The 18,290-nt window shown below is 39.0% G+C and carries 11 protein-coding genes; 1 reads left to right on the forward strand and 10 read right to left on the reverse strand.

Going from position 1 to position 18,290, the window contains the following annotated elements; all coding sequences use genetic code 11:
- Positions 1–151: 151 nt before the first annotated feature.
- The 3 genes from ASU31_RS24895 to ASU31_RS24905 form a co-directional block, all read right to left on the reverse strand.
- On the reverse strand, positions 152–2,575 hold the full coding sequence (locus tag ASU31_RS24895) for a glycoside hydrolase family 2 TIM barrel-domain containing protein (RefSeq protein WP_245224607.1): 2,424 nt from the start codon (positions 2,573–2,575) through the stop codon (positions 152–154).
- A 106-nt stretch (positions 2,576–2,681) separates the two neighbouring features.
- A complete protein-coding gene (locus ASU31_RS24900) occupies positions 2,682–3,794 on the reverse strand; it encodes a glycoside hydrolase family protein (RefSeq protein WP_057934951.1) in 1,113 nt (370 codons plus the stop codon).
- Complete coding sequence (locus ASU31_RS24905) at positions 3,791–6,550, reverse strand: family 78 glycoside hydrolase catalytic domain (RefSeq protein WP_057934952.1); 2,760 nt, start codon at positions 6,548–6,550, stop codon at positions 3,791–3,793. Before ASU31_RS24905 ends, ASU31_RS24900 begins: the two co-directional genes overlap by 4 nt.
- Positions 6,551–6,825: 275 nt before the next feature.
- On the opposite strand from ASU31_RS24905, the gene ASU31_RS24910 reads away from it, so the two are divergent.
- On the forward strand, positions 6,826–7,599 hold the full coding sequence (locus ASU31_RS24910; RefSeq protein WP_057934953.1) for an IclR family transcriptional regulator: 774 nt from the start codon (positions 6,826–6,828) through the stop codon (positions 7,597–7,599).
- A 56-nt stretch (positions 7,600–7,655) separates the two neighbouring features.
- On the opposite strand, the gene ASU31_RS24915 is transcribed toward ASU31_RS24910, so the two are convergent.
- From ASU31_RS24915 to ASU31_RS24945, 7 genes are all read right to left on the reverse strand, one after another.
- Positions 7,656–9,821 carry an alpha-L-rhamnosidase-related protein gene (locus ASU31_RS24915; protein ID WP_057934954.1) on the reverse strand — a complete coding sequence of 722 codons (2,166 nt, stop codon included), beginning with the start codon at positions 9,819–9,821 and terminating at the stop codon, positions 7,656–7,658.
- Positions 9,822–9,962: 141 nt separating this feature from the next.
- The gene (locus tag ASU31_RS24920; protein ID WP_057934955.1) at positions 9,963–11,552 is read right to left on the reverse strand and encodes a sodium:solute symporter family transporter; all 1,590 of its coding nucleotides are present in this window, start codon (positions 11,550–11,552) and stop codon (positions 9,963–9,965) included.
- 212 nt (positions 11,553–11,764) lie between these two features.
- Positions 11,765–12,850, reverse strand: a complete 1,086-nt coding sequence (locus ASU31_RS24925) for a Gfo/Idh/MocA family protein (RefSeq protein ID WP_057934962.1) — start codon at positions 12,848–12,850, stop codon at positions 11,765–11,767.
- A 66-nt stretch (positions 12,851–12,916) separates the two neighbouring features.
- Entirely contained in the window at positions 12,917–15,427 is a 2,511-nt protein-coding gene (locus ASU31_RS24930) for an L-rhamnose mutarotase (RefSeq protein WP_057934956.1), read from the reverse strand.
- Entirely contained in the window at positions 15,427–16,326 is a 900-nt protein-coding gene (locus ASU31_RS24935; protein WP_057934957.1) for a sugar phosphate isomerase/epimerase family protein, read from the reverse strand. The genes ASU31_RS24930 and ASU31_RS24935 overlap by 1 nt, the downstream gene beginning before the upstream one ends.
- 5 nt (positions 16,327–16,331) lie before the next feature.
- Positions 16,332–17,870: an acetylxylan esterase gene (locus tag ASU31_RS24940; RefSeq protein WP_245224608.1), complete on the reverse strand. Its 1,539-nt coding sequence runs from the start codon at positions 17,868–17,870 to the stop codon at positions 16,332–16,334.
- 1 nt (position 17,871) lies between these two features.
- On the reverse strand, positions 17,872–18,290 hold a 419-nt coding region (locus ASU31_RS24945; RefSeq protein ID WP_209435066.1), incomplete at its 5' end, for an exo-alpha-sialidase.

Raw genomic sequence — 18,290 nt, forward strand, 5'->3', positions numbered from 1 at the left:
TTTTGGTTCGTGGTGACACGAACCACGGCGAAAGCGCTACGGTTTCAGGTTATTCCTTTTAATTAATTATCTTCTCCACTTTATTTCTTCTTTTTAGCTAATGGTTGGTGTCCCCACCGACCATGTTCTTATTTTACTTATTTCGGTTATTCTATTTTCCTGTTTTTATAATTATTGATGATGATGCTAAACCTGCTGATGAAGCTGTTAATTTTATGGTTCCGGTTTTTTCTGTTGATTGCAAAATGGCTAAACATAAACCATGGAAAGCTTTGCGATAATTGGCTTTAAATGGCTCTAAGCTGGCCTGAAACCCATTATCAACACCTGCAATAAAGCCGACACCTTCAACCTGAAAATCAACCAGATTATCAGCATCAGGAACTACGTTGCCAGCAGCGTCCAAAACGCGAACCGTTACAAACGATAAATCCTTACCATCAGCTTTAATATTTTTTCTATCAGCGATTAATTCAATTTTTGCAGGATCTCCTGCGGTTTTCACTTCACGTATTAAAACATCTTTGCCGCTTTTACGGGATACTGCTTTTAAAGTTCCAGGCTCAAAAGACACATTCCAGTGTACATGTAAATCATCGCCTTGTTTTGATTTTTTTCCTAATGATTTTCCGTTCAGGTACAATTCTACTTCATCAGCATTGTTGTAATAAGCCCATACTTCAACCGATTTTCCTTGTTTCCAGTTCCAATGAGGCAGAATGTGTAATACAGGTTTGTTTGTCCACTCGCTCTGGTACATGTAATATGAATCCTTCGGAAAACCTGCTAAATCAACGATTCCAAAGTATGAGCTTCTTGCTGGCCACGGATAAGGTAAAGGCTCGCCCAGGTAATCGAAACCCGTCCAAACAAATAAACCCGAAACATGATCATACTTTTTTGCTGCTGCCCAGGTTTCTTCATGTGTAGACCCCCAATAGGCTGAAACATTGTCGTAGGCAGATGCCGACCACTCATTATTTCCTTCTGTAAATTTCGTTTTTCCATCTTTTGGCCAGCGACGGATAGTATCGGCAGTATCGTAAAAGCCTCTGGTTTCTAAAGCGGAAGTGGTTTCTGTAGCCAAAAACTTAACGCCAGGATAATTTATAGGGAAATCTTTATACAGTTTGTGGTTGTAGTTTAATCCATAGATATCTAATGCATTGGCTTGGTAGATAAAATTCTTTTCGGCTTTTGTTTCTGTTAAAGCTGAAATTACAGGCCGGGTTTTATCTAAGTTTTTAACGATTCCAACCAATTCTTTTGTAATCGCAATGCCTGTACTATCAAACTGTTCGCGGATTTCGTTGCCGATGCTCCAAAGGATAATGGATGGGTGGTTACGATCGCGTTTAATCATCTCTTCCAGATCTCTTTTGTGCCAGGCTGGAAAATCGAGGTGGTAATCGTTTTTGGTTTTCTTTTTCGCCCACATATCGAAAGCTTCGTCCATAACCAGGAAACCCATTTTATCGCATAAATCTAAAAACTCAGGCGCAGGTGGGTTATGCGCTGTACGGATGGCGTTTACCCCCATTGCTTTCATAATTTCCAGCTGGCGTTCCATAGCCCTCACATTCACAGCAGCACCCAGGGCGCCTAAATCGTGGTGCAGACAAACACCTAAAATTTTCATTGGTTTTCCGTTTAATGAAAAGCCTTTAACTGCATCGAAATTGAAATCACGTACGCCAAAAGGTGTTGTATATTGATCAATAATCTTCCCATCAGCTTGTGCAATTTCTACCACCAACTTGTACATTGTAGGATGATCAACAGACCACAGTTTAGGATTAGCTATTCCAAGGCCGCTAATCATCATTGTTATAGAAGTTTCACTTGTATTGAGGGGCCACTCCTTTTTTTGCAGTTGGCTATTTTTATCGTCCAAAATGGTCGTTAGAATTTTATAAACACCTTTTGTTTTGAATTTATTTTCAATTTCAATTTCAGCATTTACCGACGCGATACTTTCACCAGGTTTTAATTTTCTGCTTTCGTTGCTTTGACCTTTATCGCCGCTGATTAGGAAGGTTTTTACAAAAGTGCCATTGTGTTTAATTGAAACTTTTGCTGCAGATGTAAGCCAAACATTTCTGTAAATCCCCGAACCTGAATACCAGCGCGAATCAGGCTGTGCTGAATTATCAACTTTAACTGCAATGCTATTTTTTCCAGCTTTTAAAAATTTGCTGATCTCGTAAGAAAAAGAGCTGTAACCGTAAGGTCTTTTGCCTAAATATTGACCATTGATCCAAACTTCACTATTTTTATACACGCCATCGAATTCGACAGTGATTAATCTATCCTTAAAATTGGCAGGAGCAATAAATTCTTTTCTGTACCAGCCAATACCTGTGGGTAAACCACCACCTTCAGGTTTTGCAGGGTTTTTCTCGTCGAATTTACCTTCAATACTCCAATCGTGCGGTAAAGTGAGTTTTCTCCATTTAAGATCGTTGTATGCCAGAGATTTTGCATTTGGTTCGTCTCCTAAAAAGAATTTCCAATCTTTGTTAAAACTTATTCTGGTGCGCGATTGTGCGAATGCAGTTCCACTTAATAAGGTCAATGCCAATATTAATTTGAAAATGAAATTGACCTTGAGGTTCGTGAGGACACGAACCTTGGCAGTTGGAAATAGTTTAAACCTTAATATTGTCTCTGGCCTCTTCATCTTAATTCTTCTTTTCACTTACAAAATTCACTTTACTTTTGCCTAAATCTTTCGATGTAGCCACGGCAATTCCACGCTGATCCTGTTTGTTAACCGCACAATAAAAATGGTACACCGTGCCTTTATATTTCAGTACAAAAGATTTATGTGCGTACAATTCATCGTATTTTTCTGACGATTCTATTAAGTTATTGCCAGTCCAATCGGTCCAGTTTACCAAGTCATTTGAGGCAGCAAAGCGGTTAAATGAACCCTTTCTATCCTGCCAGAAAGCACCGAAGTAAAACATTACCCAGGTTCCATTAATGTTTTGAATTACAGCATCTCCTGTAATGCCAACAGGATGATGAACAACAGGATTTTTATTAAAGCGCTGCCAATGAATCATGTCATCAGAAACTGCCATGCCGATCCGTTCGTACCAGCGTGTTTTTTTATTGTTCACCAAAGAATCGCCCACAGCATTGTAATACATTACAAACCGATGTCCCGTTAATTTTTGTTTATCTTCAATTACCGTACTTTTAAATAATTTGTTCCGGTTTTCCCACCAACGTACATCTTCATCACCCGAAGTCAAAACGGGTTTATCCAGCCTATTCCATTCTTGAACCATTGATGGATCTTTTGTGGTATAAGCCATTCCAATGGATAAGGGTTCCACTTCATATCCTTTTTCTTTACCACCGAAATACGACATCCAATATTTGCCATCAAACGTGTTTAAGGCATAACTTCCGCCCCATTTGGTATCCAATAAAGCATTATAACCTGCCTTTTGGTTATCGTCCCAATGGCCAGCATCTCCAAACGACATCAGTTTGCCCTGATTTTCCCAGTGCAATAAATCTTTACTTTTTGCCAGCCAGGTTTCGTAACCACGACCACTAAAAATAAGGTAGGTCATGTACCAAAACTTCCCTTTGCGGAAAACTGTTGGACAATCCATTTTATGCTGATTATCTTCAGGAACCATTACCAGGCCATATTTATAAGGCGTTTTTATTTCCTGATAAATTTTTTCCATGGTTTCGGATGAAACAGGATTGATGGTTTGAGCATTCAATGTTAATGCACTTACAAAAAGGAAAAATGCGAGGATTATCTTTTTCATTTGTACTTTAAATTAAACTTATAATAACCTGATCCTACAGCAACCTTAACTTTCCCGGCTTCTATTCCTGCATCCGTAAACGTCGAATTGTATTCCTCGGAGATTTCATATTTCGGCAAAACCGGAAAGTAAATTGTTGCTTTCGTATTTACCGGAACATTCACCTCTAGTGTAAAAGTTCGGTCTGTTTTTTCCCATTTGCACGAAATTTTGCCGTAAGGCGAATTGTAACGCACATCAGCTGAGGTTAAATCGCCCACAACTTCTGGTTCGATTTTAATATGGTTAAAAGCGATTGAATTTTCTGCCTGGCGGATACCGCCAACCCCACTATACAACCATTCCATTAAGTGCCCAAGCATAAAATGATTGTTGGATACGGTTGGCAAAGCGGCCCACGATTCGGTTAAAGCCGTTGCGCCTTTGGCCAGCTGCATGCCATAACCTGGTACATCCGAACGGCTGTTCATATCAAAAATCACGTCCGATTTTCCAGCATCTTCTAAAACACGCAGCACATAACGATAACCTATATCGCCTGCTGTTAAACTGTTTTTACGATCTCTGATATCTTTAACTAAATTCTCGATTACTGCATTTTTATGCTTTTCTTCAACCAATTCCATATAAACCGCCATTGCATTTGCAGTTTGAGATCCCGTTGCATACTGTCTGCTTTTTGCATCAAAGAATTTATGGTTAAAAGCATTTTTCACTTCAATGGCAAGTTTCGCATAGGCTATTGCATCAGCCTTTTTGCCCAGAAGTGTAGCCGTTTTTTCTAAAATTTTTAAATCATAATAATAAATGGCCGTACCCGTAACCCCCATTGGCGTTAACTGAGAAACGCCGGGAGGTTTTGGCCCCAAATCATACCAATCGCCTAAACCCTGCGATAAAATACGGTGATTTGCTTTGGTACCTAAATAAGTGATGTAACGCTGCATCATCGGGTAATAATCAACCATAGCTTGTTTATCGCCATACCATTGGTACAGGTACCATGGCATTAAAATGCCACTGCTGCCCCATTCCGGCGAATCGCGGAACATATCGCCACCCCATTCAAATTTTACATACTCAGGCGCAATTTCAGGAATCAGGCCGCTAGCCAATTGCGAGTTTTTCATGTCTTGCAGGGCTTTTTTAAACAAAGGTGCAGCATTGTAATTATATCTTACAGAACTGCCCATTAAATGCAATTCCTCCAACCAGCCCAATTTTTCACGGTGTGGACAATCCGTAAAAACACTAACCATGTTGCTTTTAATGGCCCAATCAATCAGGCTAAAAGTTTTATTGAACAACTCGTTCGAGGATGAAAATTTACCCACCTGCTCAGCAGCATTTCGGATATGTAAAGCTTTTAAAGCTTCTATTACAGATTTGTTGGATGGATTTTCTTTACCGCCTGGAACGGATCCTTTAACCTGCAGGTAGCGAAAGCCTGTATAAAAGAATTTAGGCCGCCAGGTTTCCAAACCATCGCCTTTTAAAATGTAGGTAAAATAAGATGGGCTGCCGATATTTTTTTGTGTTACCGAACCATCAGCTTTTAATAATTCAGCTGGGGTAATGCGGACAGTATCGCCTTTTTTTCCCCGGACTTTCAATTCGATAATTGCAGAAGCGTTCTGCCCCATATCATAAATCCATTCGCCATTGGCAAGCGCATTAATATTTTGAGGTGAAAAGTTTTCGAAAATCTTTACAGGTTCTTCTTTCTGTGCATTTAATTCCGGACCATCAACCAATAACGATGATTTCCATTTGCTATCATTAAAACCCGCTAAATTCCAGCCTTTTTGTTCGAGGTTAGCATTGTAATCTTCTCCACCGTAAATGCTTGAAAAAGTTATGGGCGATGGCGCGGTTTTCCAACTTTGGTTACTGATGATATTAGCCGAAGTTCCATCCGTATATTCGATCAACAGCCTGCAGATCATTTTCGGATAACCATAGGCTACTTTTAATTTTCTGTACCTTTCTTTAACAGGAGGAATATAATAAAAACCATTGCCCAGCATCACTCCGATTGCATTTTCGCCTTTCTTGAGCTGTTTGGTTAAATCATAAGTCAGGTACAAGGCCTCTTTATCATACTTCGTCCAGCCAGGCGCTAAAAAGTCATCACCAACTTTCGCTCCGTTTAAACTCATTTCGAAATGGCCTAAACCAGAAATAAAAACTGTGGCTTTTTTAATTGTTTTTGTTACCGTAAAACCTTTGCGGAACATTGGTAAGATGTTATTGCCAATGAATTTGTCTTTTTTACCATCCGTTGGCAGACTATTTACATTAGAATCCGTCAGTTTTTCGTAGGCAATCCATTTTGCACCTTTCCAATCGGCCGTGCTGAGCAATCCCATTTGCCAAAAGGCCGAAGCGCTCCATGCAGATTCATTTCCGAAATTATCCCAAACACGGACTTTCCAATAATAGGTTTTGCCTGATAATAACTTTTTACCTTTATATTTAATCTGTAACGATTGGCCAGCGTTTACTTTTTTGGTGTCCCAAACATCCCAAATATTTTTATTTAAATTGCTTAAACTGCTAGAAACTACGATTTGATAGCTTGTTTGCATGATATTGTGTTTAGCTGATTGCAGTTTCCAGCTTAAACCAGGAGAAAGAACATCAATACCAATAGGATTATTCCGATACTCACAATCCAATTGAGCAACCTTAATATCTTGCGCAAAAAGCGGAATGCTTAACAGATAAAGCCAAGAAAATATTACAAGTTTGCTCATTCACTATTGCACACCGTTTCGGATGTTTTGGTTAGGTTTATAAATGGTCATCAGTGATAATTTTTTTTAGAAATAAATTCTCAATTCTATAGAATTAAGCCTTTTAAATTCCGTAACTTTAAAACACTATCTCTAATTCAAATATAAATGTTTTTTTTAAATATGAAAACATATATTCGTATTTAAATTATACAAAATCTTCTCTTGGATAAATAAGAAAGCATTTTGTATGTTTGAAATTGTAAAAAATACGATACAGCCAAATTTAAACCCGTATGAACGAAAAAGAATCAAAGTACCAAGCCCCTGCTTTGGATAAAGGACTTGATATACTGGAGTATTTATCAGCACAATCTATCCCATTGTCTCAAACTGAAATTGCTATTGGTATTGAGAAAACACCCAACGAAATTTACAGGATGTTAATGAGTCTGGAAAGTCGCGGCTATATTTTACGTGATGAAGTTTCGGGCAAGTATAGGCTGTCGCTAAAGCTTTTTTACCTCTCGCACAGGCACTCACCTATTGATGAACTGCGTAAAGCTGCCCAGTTTCCTTTAGAAGAACTGGCAAACAGTATCCGTCAATCTTGCCATTTGAGTATTTTGTACATGAACCAGGTAATGGTGATTATTCATGCCAAAAGCCCTGGGCCGATTGCACTTTCTATTGAAGAGGGAAATTTGTTTCCATTGCCTTTAACTGCATCAGGAAAGGTTTTATTGGCTTACATGTCGGATGATGAAAGGAATACCACTTTAAAAAACAATGCCATATTTAAGAAATATCCTAAAGCCCAGCAAGAAGATTTTTTGACTTCATTGGAAGATATTCAGCAAACGGGTTCATATTTCAAAAACAGTGACTCGGTTTCGGGTGTAACCGATCTTTCGGTACCAATTGGTATTAATGGCAATAATGGAATTATCGCCTGTTTAACCATTTCGATGTTAAATGCTATAAATGTAGATCAAGCGATTGAAAATGATGTGATCCTTGCCGAGGCCTATAAATGCGTTAAAAAAATAGAGCAAAGGATTGGGGTTTAAGCCTCTTTTCAAACCTATCAGGTTTTAAAAACCTGATAGGTTTACAATAACGAAAACTAACCAGAATACTTCACGTTATAATCCTTACCCTTTTCAATTGTAATTTCATACGAACCTTTCGATACTTCTTTCACTTCAGCACCTTTTATAACTGGTTTGGTTTTGCTTTTTATCTTTAGTTTTCCTACACCTGTTGGAGAAGAAACTTTGATTTCTTTTTTGCTGCAATACACTGATATATCGCCATTGGCTGTTGGTATTTTACCTTCCATCCATTCCAAACCACCTAAATTGGGTTCAATGGTGTAAGTTTCATAACCTGGTGTGGTAGGTTGTATGCCTAAATAATATTTTCCCAATAAATAAATCGGACTGGCTCCCCAGGCGTGGCAAAGGCTTTTTCCAAACGGACGGCCATACATCGCTAAATGTTCTGTTCCTTTTTTATCTGGATTGTATTCTTCCCAAAAAGAAGTTGCACCCAATTTTAACATGCCGCCCCAATAATTTTTCATTTCCTTTAATACATAAGATTGTTCGCCCATGGCACATAATGCTTCAAGCTCATAAAAACGCATATATGGTGTGGTAATTTTAGCGATCTGATCGTTTAATAACACATTCTTTTTAACCGATAACTTTTGTTCTGGTGTAAAATAATCAAAGAAAATGCCGAACATGTTGGCATAGCGGGTTACATTATCGGTCTGTTTATCGTCAACGCGACTATGAACCAGAGCATGTTTATTTTGGTTCCAATAAAGTTCAAAAATCTTGTTTTTCAGTTCTTTAGCCTGTTTATCATATTTAGCAACGCCTTCTGTATCATTGGCTAATTTGGCGCATAAAGCCATTGTTTCTAAACTTCTGGCATATAACAACTGCTCGAAACTTACTTCGCCATCTTTACTCAGTTTATCTGCCCAATCGATAAAAATCCAGTCACCAGGCATCCATTCTAACAGGCCATTTTTATTCTTTCTTCCATCGATGTAGGTCATTAACGACTGCATTCGTGGGTAAATATCCTGTACGAATTTCTGGTCGCCAGTAAATTTATAGTAATCATAAATTCCTAAAAACCAATAAAAAGAGTAATCCATAATGGTATTGATATGCGCCGTTACCGGATCTTTTCCCCGCTGGGCCAATAAAGTTCTTTTAACGGTTGGCGCATCAAAAAACGAATAGTAGTTCATCAAATAACTTTGATAAGCATCGCCACTCCATACCCAGCGATCGCGTTTTATGCCATCAATAAAGAATTCGCGGGTATTTAAATGGAAGGTATATTTGGCTACATCGTAGATTTTGTTTAGTTCTGAGTCTGATGATTTAAAACTTCCACGTTCCGTTACAGGAGCATATTCGTATAACATGGAAACAGAATCGGCAGATACCGAACCTTCAGATTGATAATTGACATACCTGAAGGCTTTTGAAAGCGGCATAATCGAATCTTTTTTCTGAGAGCGGTCAATATCGAGATAATCTAAGGTTTCACATTTATCGGTTGATAAGGCTTCTTCTTTCGATTCTCCGTAATAAATACTCAGCCTTCCCTTTCCCTTCAAACCATGCACTTTTATAAAACCAAAAGTTTCTTTTCCGAAATCGGAAATTGCACCATTATTTACCTTTTCAGTTTTAATGGCCGATTGCGCCACAACGGGCAATTTAAACTGTGATGGCAATTTAGTTGGATCGGTTAAATTCCATGAGCCAGCTGAAACAAAGGTAGTTCCTGATTTATCAGAGGTTTTTCCACTCGCATCGATCCATTCTTTATCTTCGAAAGTAGTGAGCCAGGTTTCATCAGAAACTACCGTTTTACCCTGAACAAAAATTGCTGGCACGTTAGCCTGGTTGTAAACCTTCAAACTTAATTTGTGTTTTCCTGCTGGAATCTGAATGCTTTTTGGAAAGCCCGCAATGGCCTGACCATCGATTTTAACGTTGTAAGTACCTTCTACAAACAACTTAACCTCTTCCGATTGAGCAAGATTAAATTCTTTGTGAAAATCGACCAGAACATAATGACTGTCCATTTTCCAGAAGACAGGAAAAAAAGACCCTCTTTCAGTTCTGCGGTTCTGCATTACATTGCTCATGTAGATATCTAAGTCGCCAGGGTACCAAATCCAGGATGCCTTTTGCGCGAAAAGTTGTGCCGCCGAGCAGGTGAAAATGGTGAGGAGGATAAGTTTTTTTAAGTTTTTCATATCGTTAAGTTTTTATATTTATCGTCATTTCGACCGTAGCGTTCCTAAGGAACTCCTTCGGAGGAGAAATCTTTTAGCCATATAACTTCATAGATTTCTCCATTCCGTTACACTTCAGTCGAAATGATGACCGTTCTAATTTTAATGCCCGTTAAAGAAAAGGTAAAGTGCAACCATTACGATTGCAAGCGCTATCCACGAAATCCAAACCGATTTGGCTGGTTTTTCTATATTGGCCTGGTGTTCTTCATTAACCGTGTAAATACTTGGCGATCTATCCAGTAAAGAAATCAAAATCGCGATGATCATTAATCCTGCGAAAATGAAAAACGAAAGCATCAGATAATGTGGCCAGAAAGTGTATTTATCTGACGGTAAAATCCAGAGATAAGTTACACCAACACCCAAGCTTAAAATTGAGCCGATTGAAAGTGTAAAATTCACCGCTTTCCTTGTGGTTCTTTTCCAGAAAACGGTGAGTAAAAACACGACTGATAATGGCGGTGCAATAAAGCCCAAAACCGATTGAAAAACATCGAATAGATTCAAACCCTTGATGTTATCTATGGCCAAAACCACTACAACTGCAAAAATACATCCTGCAACTACTGCCCATCGGCCAATGCGGATGATCTGTTTATTACTCGCCTGTGGGTTGATTTTCTTCACATAAATATCCATCGTAAAAACGGTACTTAACGAATTTAAGGAAGATCCTATGGTACCCACTAAAACGGCAATCAGCACAACGATTACCAGGCCATTCATACCAGGAGGAAATAAATTGGTTACCATGGTCATGTAAGCTTCGTTCGGATCTTTTAAACCAGGAAATAACACATAACAAAGGATTCCTGTTCCAATAAATAAGGGTAGGGAAAGGATTTTTAACCAGCCAATAAAACTCACGCCCAACTGCCCTTGTTTTAAGTTTTTAGCACCTAAAACCGATTGAACCATCGATTGATCGGTACAGAAAAAGGCCACAGCTGCAACCGGATAACCCAATAAAATGGCATACCATGGATATTTTGGATCGCTGGCAGGTTGGATTAAATTCCAGAAATGATGCGGCGTTTTTTGATATAAAGCAGAAAGTCCACCAACTTTATTCAGTCCCAAAAGCATAAGCGATAAGGAAACAGCAATCAATAAAATCATCTGGAATACGTTCACTTTGGCAATGGCTTTTAAACCACCGAAAAAGGTAAACAGTCCAGCAAAAGCAACCAATACAGTAACCGACTGCCACATTGGTATTCCCAAAATCTGACGGACCAAAAAACCTCCTGCAAACAAACCAAGCGATAACCACGAGATTAAAATTTTAACCAGTGCATACCAGGCGAGGATGTTTTGTGTAGAATCGCCATAACGGTTTCCCATAAACTCGGGCATGGTACTCACTTTGGCAGCAAGGTATTTTGGGGCGAAAACAATGGCCAGTAAGAATAAAAAGATAAAAGCATACCAATCGAAATTAACGGCTACGATACCGGTACTATAGCCAATACTAGCAAAAGCCAATAACATCGAGGGACCTACATTAGTACCCCACATGTTGAAACCGATGCTGCTCCAGTTTAATGATTTATTGGCCAGGAATAAGGTCTCATCATTGTTCTTCTTTTTAGAAAAACTGGCCCGATAACCAATGATGATCAGAATAATGAGGTAAGCAATTACGATAAAGTAATCTAAACTGGTTAATCGTTCTACAATGTTTCCCATTAGGTGTATTTTGGTTAGTTCGGTTATGTTATTTCTATTGTTTTTTGCCACGGAATCACAGTATTCACGGAGTCGTGACGACCATTTTTATAGTTACGTCATGCTGATCCGATAGCTATCGGATTTATTTCAGCATCTATTTTACCTGATAGAAATCTATCTAGACAGATCTCTCCGTTTCACTGCGCTCCAGTCGAGATGACGCTCCGCTTTTACAATCCTATCGATTCCTTTATAATGTGATTTGCTTTCAAAATCTCATCAACTTTTACTGGCAAACCTGTTTCTAAAGATTGATCCATCGCCTGTAATAATGCAACGGTTCCGATGCCTTCTTTTAAATCAGGGTATGCGGTAAAATTATTGTTAATGCTATCTGCAAAATATTCCAAATAATTCTGGTATTCCCCGGCGTGATGGCTTTGTCCTTCAAAACGGAAATAATGTTTTAACGTGGCGTCGCCCCAGGTGATAATCTTTTCTTCGCCAGTGTTGGTCGTAATGGAATAACGTAGTTCGTGGTAATCGGCCTGACTTGCACCTTCTGTTCCACGCAGGATACAGCTCATACCACTATCACGGCTTGCGGGTTGTGTTGGGCCAGTATAAGCACCACTAACCCTTGCAATTCTGCCATCTTTGGCCTTGAAAATAAAGTGCATGGTATCTTGATTTTTCAGCCCGGCTTTTAAACCATTACTGCTCAACATGCCGTAACCCATAACTTCTTCAATATCGGGCATGTACCACCTGATAAAATCAACAGGGTGACTTAAACCGCCATACAGCCATTTAAATGACTGTTTTAACGACCAACCTTTTTCCAAAAACCAACGGTGATCGGCATGGTAATGACTTTCGATAGTGATCAGTTCTCCGATTAAACCTGCATCAAAATCTTTCTTCTGGCGCATAGCTGGCTCAAAAAAACGAGAGCTTTGTCCAACGAAAATCTTTTTTCTTGATTTCTTTGCTAACTCCAACAGCTCATTGGCTTGAGCTAAATCATCGATAAATGGTTTGGTACACACCACATGCTTTCCGTGTTCAAGCGCCAATTTAATGTGCTCAAAATGCAGATGATCCGGTGTGTAAATCGCAATCATATCGATTTTGTCGCTGGTTAACATATCCTCGTAATTGGTTGTCCAGTTTTGAAAATCAAATTCTAAAGCCCGTTCTTCGCAAAGCTTTTTATTTGCATCGCAAATCTGGATGAGCTTAAATTTTCTACTTGATAATGATGCAGATATTGTGCTTCTGCCCTCTCCTAAACCTAAAATCCCTAATCTTAACATGATATTATTTTTATAAGCGTTATTGTTTTCCTTCCCCTGCCCCCCCAAAGGGGGACAATAAGTCCTCTATTCTATTGGTTTAAAGAAAACCCAAACCTCTTGGGGTTTTGTTCCTTCAATTCCTTCCTGGTATTTTTTCATTATTGCATTCCATTCGTCCACTTTTGGATTGTTCTCAGTGGTTTTTGGATTCAATTCATCTAAACTTTTTCCTCTAGGAATACTAATGATCAGCATTAACTGTCTATCGTTTTTAAAGATGGCCAACCGCTGAAACTCGGCCCTGCAAAATCCTTTCGATATCTCTGGCCATTTTTCGAACTGTGTTTTGTGGTAAGCCAGGTATTCTTTCTGGAGTTTTTCATCCTTCACCAAATTGGCTGATAAAATGATGTTATCCCATTCTGCTACGGGCTTATCACCACAATTCTTTTCTCTATCGAAATCGTAAAAAAGATTATCGTACAACTTAATTTCTATCGCATTTAAGCGTTTTAAAGTTTGTTGCAAACTCTCCACTTTTAAACTTGAAGTATAAATAACCAATCGGTTGTTCCATTTATAAATTGAACCTGGCAGGAGGTTATTTTCTCTTGCAAAAGTTTTTAAGGTACTGTTACCCGGCAGATTATCCGATTTAAAAAGCAATTCGAACACAACAGATTGATCTACAGCCTGATTGATACCTCTTTTCGAATAACTGGCTTTTTCTTTTAACAAATATTGAAAAGGTTTTTCCAAACCTGCATTTTGTTTGATATGATCGGTAACTTTTGGTCCATTGCTTTCCCACAAATTGCCTGGTCCGTTGGCATTTTGAAGATACTTTTCAGTTGGCGTCCAGTTATTTTTGATGGTAAAATACGAGGAACCTTCATCGGTATAAAGATAAAACCAATGCTCAGGCAGGTGCGAATATGGCGCTTTGTATATGCTATCCACCAAATTGTCGGTGATGAATGATCCCGGTTGGGCTGACAAAGTATAAATCCCGGCCACATCGTACATATGTTTTCCATAGTGATGGATCTTATTGCCGCTAATGGTATTGTTTTCCATCGCGTTTTTCGTTTTCGTCCAGCCCCAGCCCACGCTGATGCCCGAATAAGACACATCGTTAATTTCATTATGAAGAATTTTAATCCCCCGAACATATCCTGCACCAATGCCAACTGCACCCCAATCTTCGTTGGTTACACTGGTAATCAGGTTATTCTCGATGGTGTTATTGGTCGAAATTTCCCTTTGATCCGTGGGGTTATAAGGCAAATGTACTTCCGTCGCTTCATCAGAGAAAGTTCCGATTAGAATGGCTGAACCACCAATGTCCTTAAATAAATTGCCTTTGATTTCGTTCTCAGCAGTTCCTTTTTTATAATCCAAACCTGTTGATGCCAAATGCTCGAACCGACAATATCGAAAGGTTGTGTTGTTTGCATAACTCACTTCTACTGCAGCAGCTGGACGGCCAACCCAAGCCTGATTTTCTAGTGTAGGTTTATCTGGTGTCCCTGCTTTTTCGAGTTTATAGGCATCAAGCATATACATGCCCGCCTGATGTGGCACATGGCCTTGTTTTGATGGCCTCAACCAAGTGGAATGCTGAAAGGAAATACCCTTGAAACTCACATAGGAAACTGGTTGATCAACTGTTCCCTCTATTTTGACCAGGTTTTCTAAAGCCGGAGCAATTATTTCGGTATTTAGCATATTTTCTGATGCTTTTGGCCAATAATAAAGCTTGTGGTTTTGCAGATCTTCGAACCATTCACCAGGTTCGTTCAGGAACTGAATGGCATTTGTAAGGTAAAAAGCAGAATTCCCTGTTTTGTCTGAAATCCATGGTGCCGGCCATGGATGCTCGGATTGGATCCTGCTTTCGGGCTGCATAAAAGAAAGTTCTGCAGCATTACCTACAATTTTAACAGACTTTACGCGAAGATTTGCAATGGCCCACCACTGGTGGATCAGCATTTCCATTCCTTTGATATTGGCTAAACTGATGTTTTTTTGAAGTGGAACTTTACAGGTTTGCTTTTCGCTATCCCATGATAAAATTCTCCCCATTTGTTCACCATTGTAGTTTTTTGCGCGAACGGCCTTATTACCATTTACCCACAGCTGTCTGAACTGTAGGTCGCCCCCATCTAAATTTGGAATATCCGTAACCCAAACTTTCCCGATAGATTCTTTTGGCAGACCAGCAACTGTTTGATTTAACTTTTTCCAGTTTTTTATTTGAACTCCTCCGCTTAAAATAACTTTTTCATTAAGTGCTGAAATAATTTCTGTCGGACTATCTTTTGTACCAGAATCTTCAGGTCGAAGAACTACGGGTTCGTGCAATTGATAAAAACCTTTGCTGATAATAATCCTGATTCCGCCTTTAACTGAAATATCATTTAAGCGCCTCAATTCGCGGGCTTTTCTGATGGCTGAATGTAGCGTGGCTAATGGTTTTTCCTTTGTGCCTAAATTAGCATCAGAACCATTTATGGATACGTAAATATCTGCTGCGCTTGCTTTTAAGCACGATAAACTTAATATCGTTAAAATGGCAACACTAATTCTTCTCATCATTTTTTGTTTTGAAAAACAGATTTCAGGTAGCTGGTATTGGCGCTAAAATTATATTTTACATTCGTTGGCTGTTTGGCATCCCGGCTTCTTTCTACCACTAACCAACCACTCCAGCCCATATCATCTAAAGTTTCTTTAACTTTGTTCAAATCAATTTTAGGATCGTTCTGTAACCAAACACCATCCTCGTTTGTGGCATGGATTTGAACGATGTTCTTTTTGCCTAAAATTCTCAGCTCTTCGTGTAAATCTCTTCCATTTTTTATTGCGTTCGAGAAATTGAAATAACTTTTAACATGCTTGCAATCAATATCTTTTAACAGTTGTAATTCGCCTTTTGCATCTAAAGCACTTTCAATTCCAATCGTAATTCTGGCTTTGGCGGCCATTTTTCCAGCAACTTTTAGCCTTTCTACAATAGGTTCGCGCAGTTCTGGATTTTTAACTAAATCACCTTGAATACCTAATGGAAGAAACACCACTTTAATATTCATTGACTTAGCAGTATCCAAACAATCCTGTATCATTTTCTGATAAGTTGGTCGCTTGGCAAATGATTGCGCATAAAAGCCGGTCATCGCCAATGAGCAGAACTCCAAATTCAGTTCTTTAGCTTTATCCAAATATTCTTGCCTAAGTTTTGGGTCTGCTAGTTTATTGTCAAATGTTTCCCGATCGCCCAAACCACCCATATCGATTTCTAATCCGTCTGCACCAATTTCTTTAGCCAGCGGCAAAGCACTGATTTTCTGCCGTTTCAAGATCATTAAATCAATCACCGCAATCTTATACCTGTTCTTTTTCTCTACGGCATAAAGCAATTGATTTGGAATCATTAAAGTGCCTGTTAGCAATGCCACATTACCAATAAAAGACCTTCTGTTTTGATGCTCCATATCTATTATTTGCTTGCGCTTAAAGGGAATAATTTTTCCAGATTTTCAAATCCCATCACTGCATTTTTAGGCAGTTTTTCACCTTTATCGCCAAAAACATAAAGGGCATTTTCCTTTTCGATGGTTACTTTACTTTCATCGTATTTACCAGTTTTATCTTTAACTGCAGTACCATTTAGTTTGAAGTTTTTGATCAGAAAATCATAAAGTGCAATACGTTTATTAATGCCAAAATCATGTTTTTCATCAGGAAGATGAACATTTTCGACTTTATCTTTCACACCATAATAACTGTACATTTTTTGTAAATAAGGAAAATCATGTTCGGGCGTGTGTGCCGTCCAGTCGCTACCATCTGACACCAATAACTGGGGACGAGGTGCTGCCATTGCAGCCAGTTCTACATTATCAGTTCCGCCACCACACTGATGGATTGGCATTCCGCTTTCGCAAGGACAGCCACCATAAAAGTAAGATGACATCGCCACTACTGGCGCACTTAGTTTAATCCTGTCATCCATGGCGGTCATTAAAATAGAATGACTTCCTGCACCTGAACCTCCACTGATGCCAATTCTGGATGTATCAGTTTCTTTTAGCGCACTGAAGTAGTCTAAAATCCTGATTCCTCCCAAAGCCTGAACGGTTTGCGCCAAGCTTTTACGGTGATCTTCATATTTAAACTGGAGCATCGATTCGCCCCAGGCAAATAAATCGTAACTAAAAGCCATTGCTCCCATTCTGGCAATCATTGCACAGCGGATCTGGCAATCTGGTCTAAAACGTTGTTTTTCCCAGTGTCCGTCCGGACTTAAAACCAATGGGATTTTTCCTTTAAAATTTAACGGTTTATATAGCGAACCGTTAATCCAAACCCCAGGTAAAATTTCCAATGCAATGTTTTCTACCGAATAACCATCAAAAATTCTTTTCGCGGTGATAATCGGTTTTGAATCTGGTTTGGCGGGCAATGGCGATAACAATAAGGCTTGGTATAACTCGGGCTTTATTTGTGCCTTACGTTTTTCCCAACTGGCCTGGTCGTGGTATTTTGTTGCCAAACTATCCAGGTAGGCCCATCCATCCTGAACTTCCCAACGGTAATATTCGTATTCTTTTAATTTGTAAACGCCAGGCTTTTCTTTGTTTACTTTCATATCCAAAGGGGCAAGCACATTCGATATTGTTTCATCAACGTTTGCACGAAAACGCCATTCTGCATAGTTCACCCATTTATCTTTTACCTGTGGTTCGGAGTATTTGATTTGAACTTTAAAGCGCGTTTGAATCTCTTTCAAAACTTCTACAAGCGGCTTTTTGTAGAGGTTATCGGTATTTTGGATTTGGGCGGAGAGATTATTTACAGTCGATATATTGGCAATAAATAATATAGCTAAATATTTAAGCACCCTACCCGTCATTGCGAGTGCTGATTTTTCATCAGCCGAAGCAATCTTTCTTGACAGGATAGATTGCCGCGTCGTGCCTCCTCGCAATGACGATTGCCAAAATATCGAAATGGTGTATCTAGTTAAATCTATCATCTTAACCCTCCTCATTTTTAGTTTCAGTAATTACCGGAGCTGTATAACCATTCAGTTTTGGCCAAACACCATTTTTGATTTTCTTCAATTTTAGCTTCGAAGGATCAACTACAACGTGTTTAATTTTCTCTCTTCTCCATGTATAAATGAAATGTAACATGCCGTCAGCGGTTTGAATCACTGCGGGATAAGAATACTGGCTGATGGGTGAATCTTCCAAAATCAATGCTGCGCACCATTTTTTTCCATCTTTGGAAATGGAAACATTTAATGGGGTACGTGGTCCTTTGGCTAAATCACCCGGAGGCAAAACATGGTTATAAACCAGTACATGGCGGCCATCTTTCATGGTTACGGCATCTGTACCGGAGTTGTTATTTGGTAATGATGTTTTGGTTAATGCAGACCAGGTTTCGCCGT

This window comes from Pedobacter ginsenosidimutans (assembly GCF_001442625.1).
Lineage (GTDB): Bacteria > Bacteroidota > Bacteroidia > Sphingobacteriales > Sphingobacteriaceae > Pedobacter > Pedobacter ginsenosidimutans.

Excerpts from the sequence above, each read along its gene's own strand:
- ASU31_RS24900 (WP_057934951.1), bottom strand. The coding sequence starts at position 3,794 with ATGAAAAAGATAATCCTCGCATTTTTCCTTTTTGTAAGTGCATTAACA.
- ASU31_RS24905 (WP_057934952.1), bottom strand. The coding sequence starts at position 6,550 with ATGAGCAAACTTGTAATATTTTCTTGGCTTTATCTGTTAAGCATTCCG.
- ASU31_RS24910 (WP_057934953.1), top strand. The coding sequence starts at position 6,826 with ATGAACGAAAAAGAATCAAAGTACCAAGCCCCTGCTTTGGATAAAGGA.
- ASU31_RS24915 (WP_057934954.1), bottom strand. The coding sequence starts at position 9,821 with ATGAAAAACTTAAAAAAACTTATCCTCCTCACCATTTTCACCTGCTCG.
- ASU31_RS24920 (WP_057934955.1), bottom strand. The coding sequence starts at position 11,552 with ATGGGAAACATTGTAGAACGATTAACCAGTTTAGATTACTTTATCGTA.
- ASU31_RS24925 (WP_057934962.1), bottom strand. The coding sequence starts at position 12,850 with ATGTTAAGATTAGGGATTTTAGGTTTAGGAGAGGGCAGAAGCACAATA.
- ASU31_RS24930 (WP_057934956.1), bottom strand. The coding sequence starts at position 15,427 with ATGAGAAGAATTAGTGTTGCCATTTTAACGATATTAAGTTTATCGTGC.
- ASU31_RS24935 (WP_057934957.1), bottom strand. The coding sequence starts at position 16,326 with ATGGAGCATCAAAACAGAAGGTCTTTTATTGGTAATGTGGCATTGCTA.
- ASU31_RS24940 (WP_245224608.1), bottom strand. The coding sequence starts at position 17,870 with ATGATAGATTTAACTAGATACACCATTTCGATATTTTGGCAATCGTCA.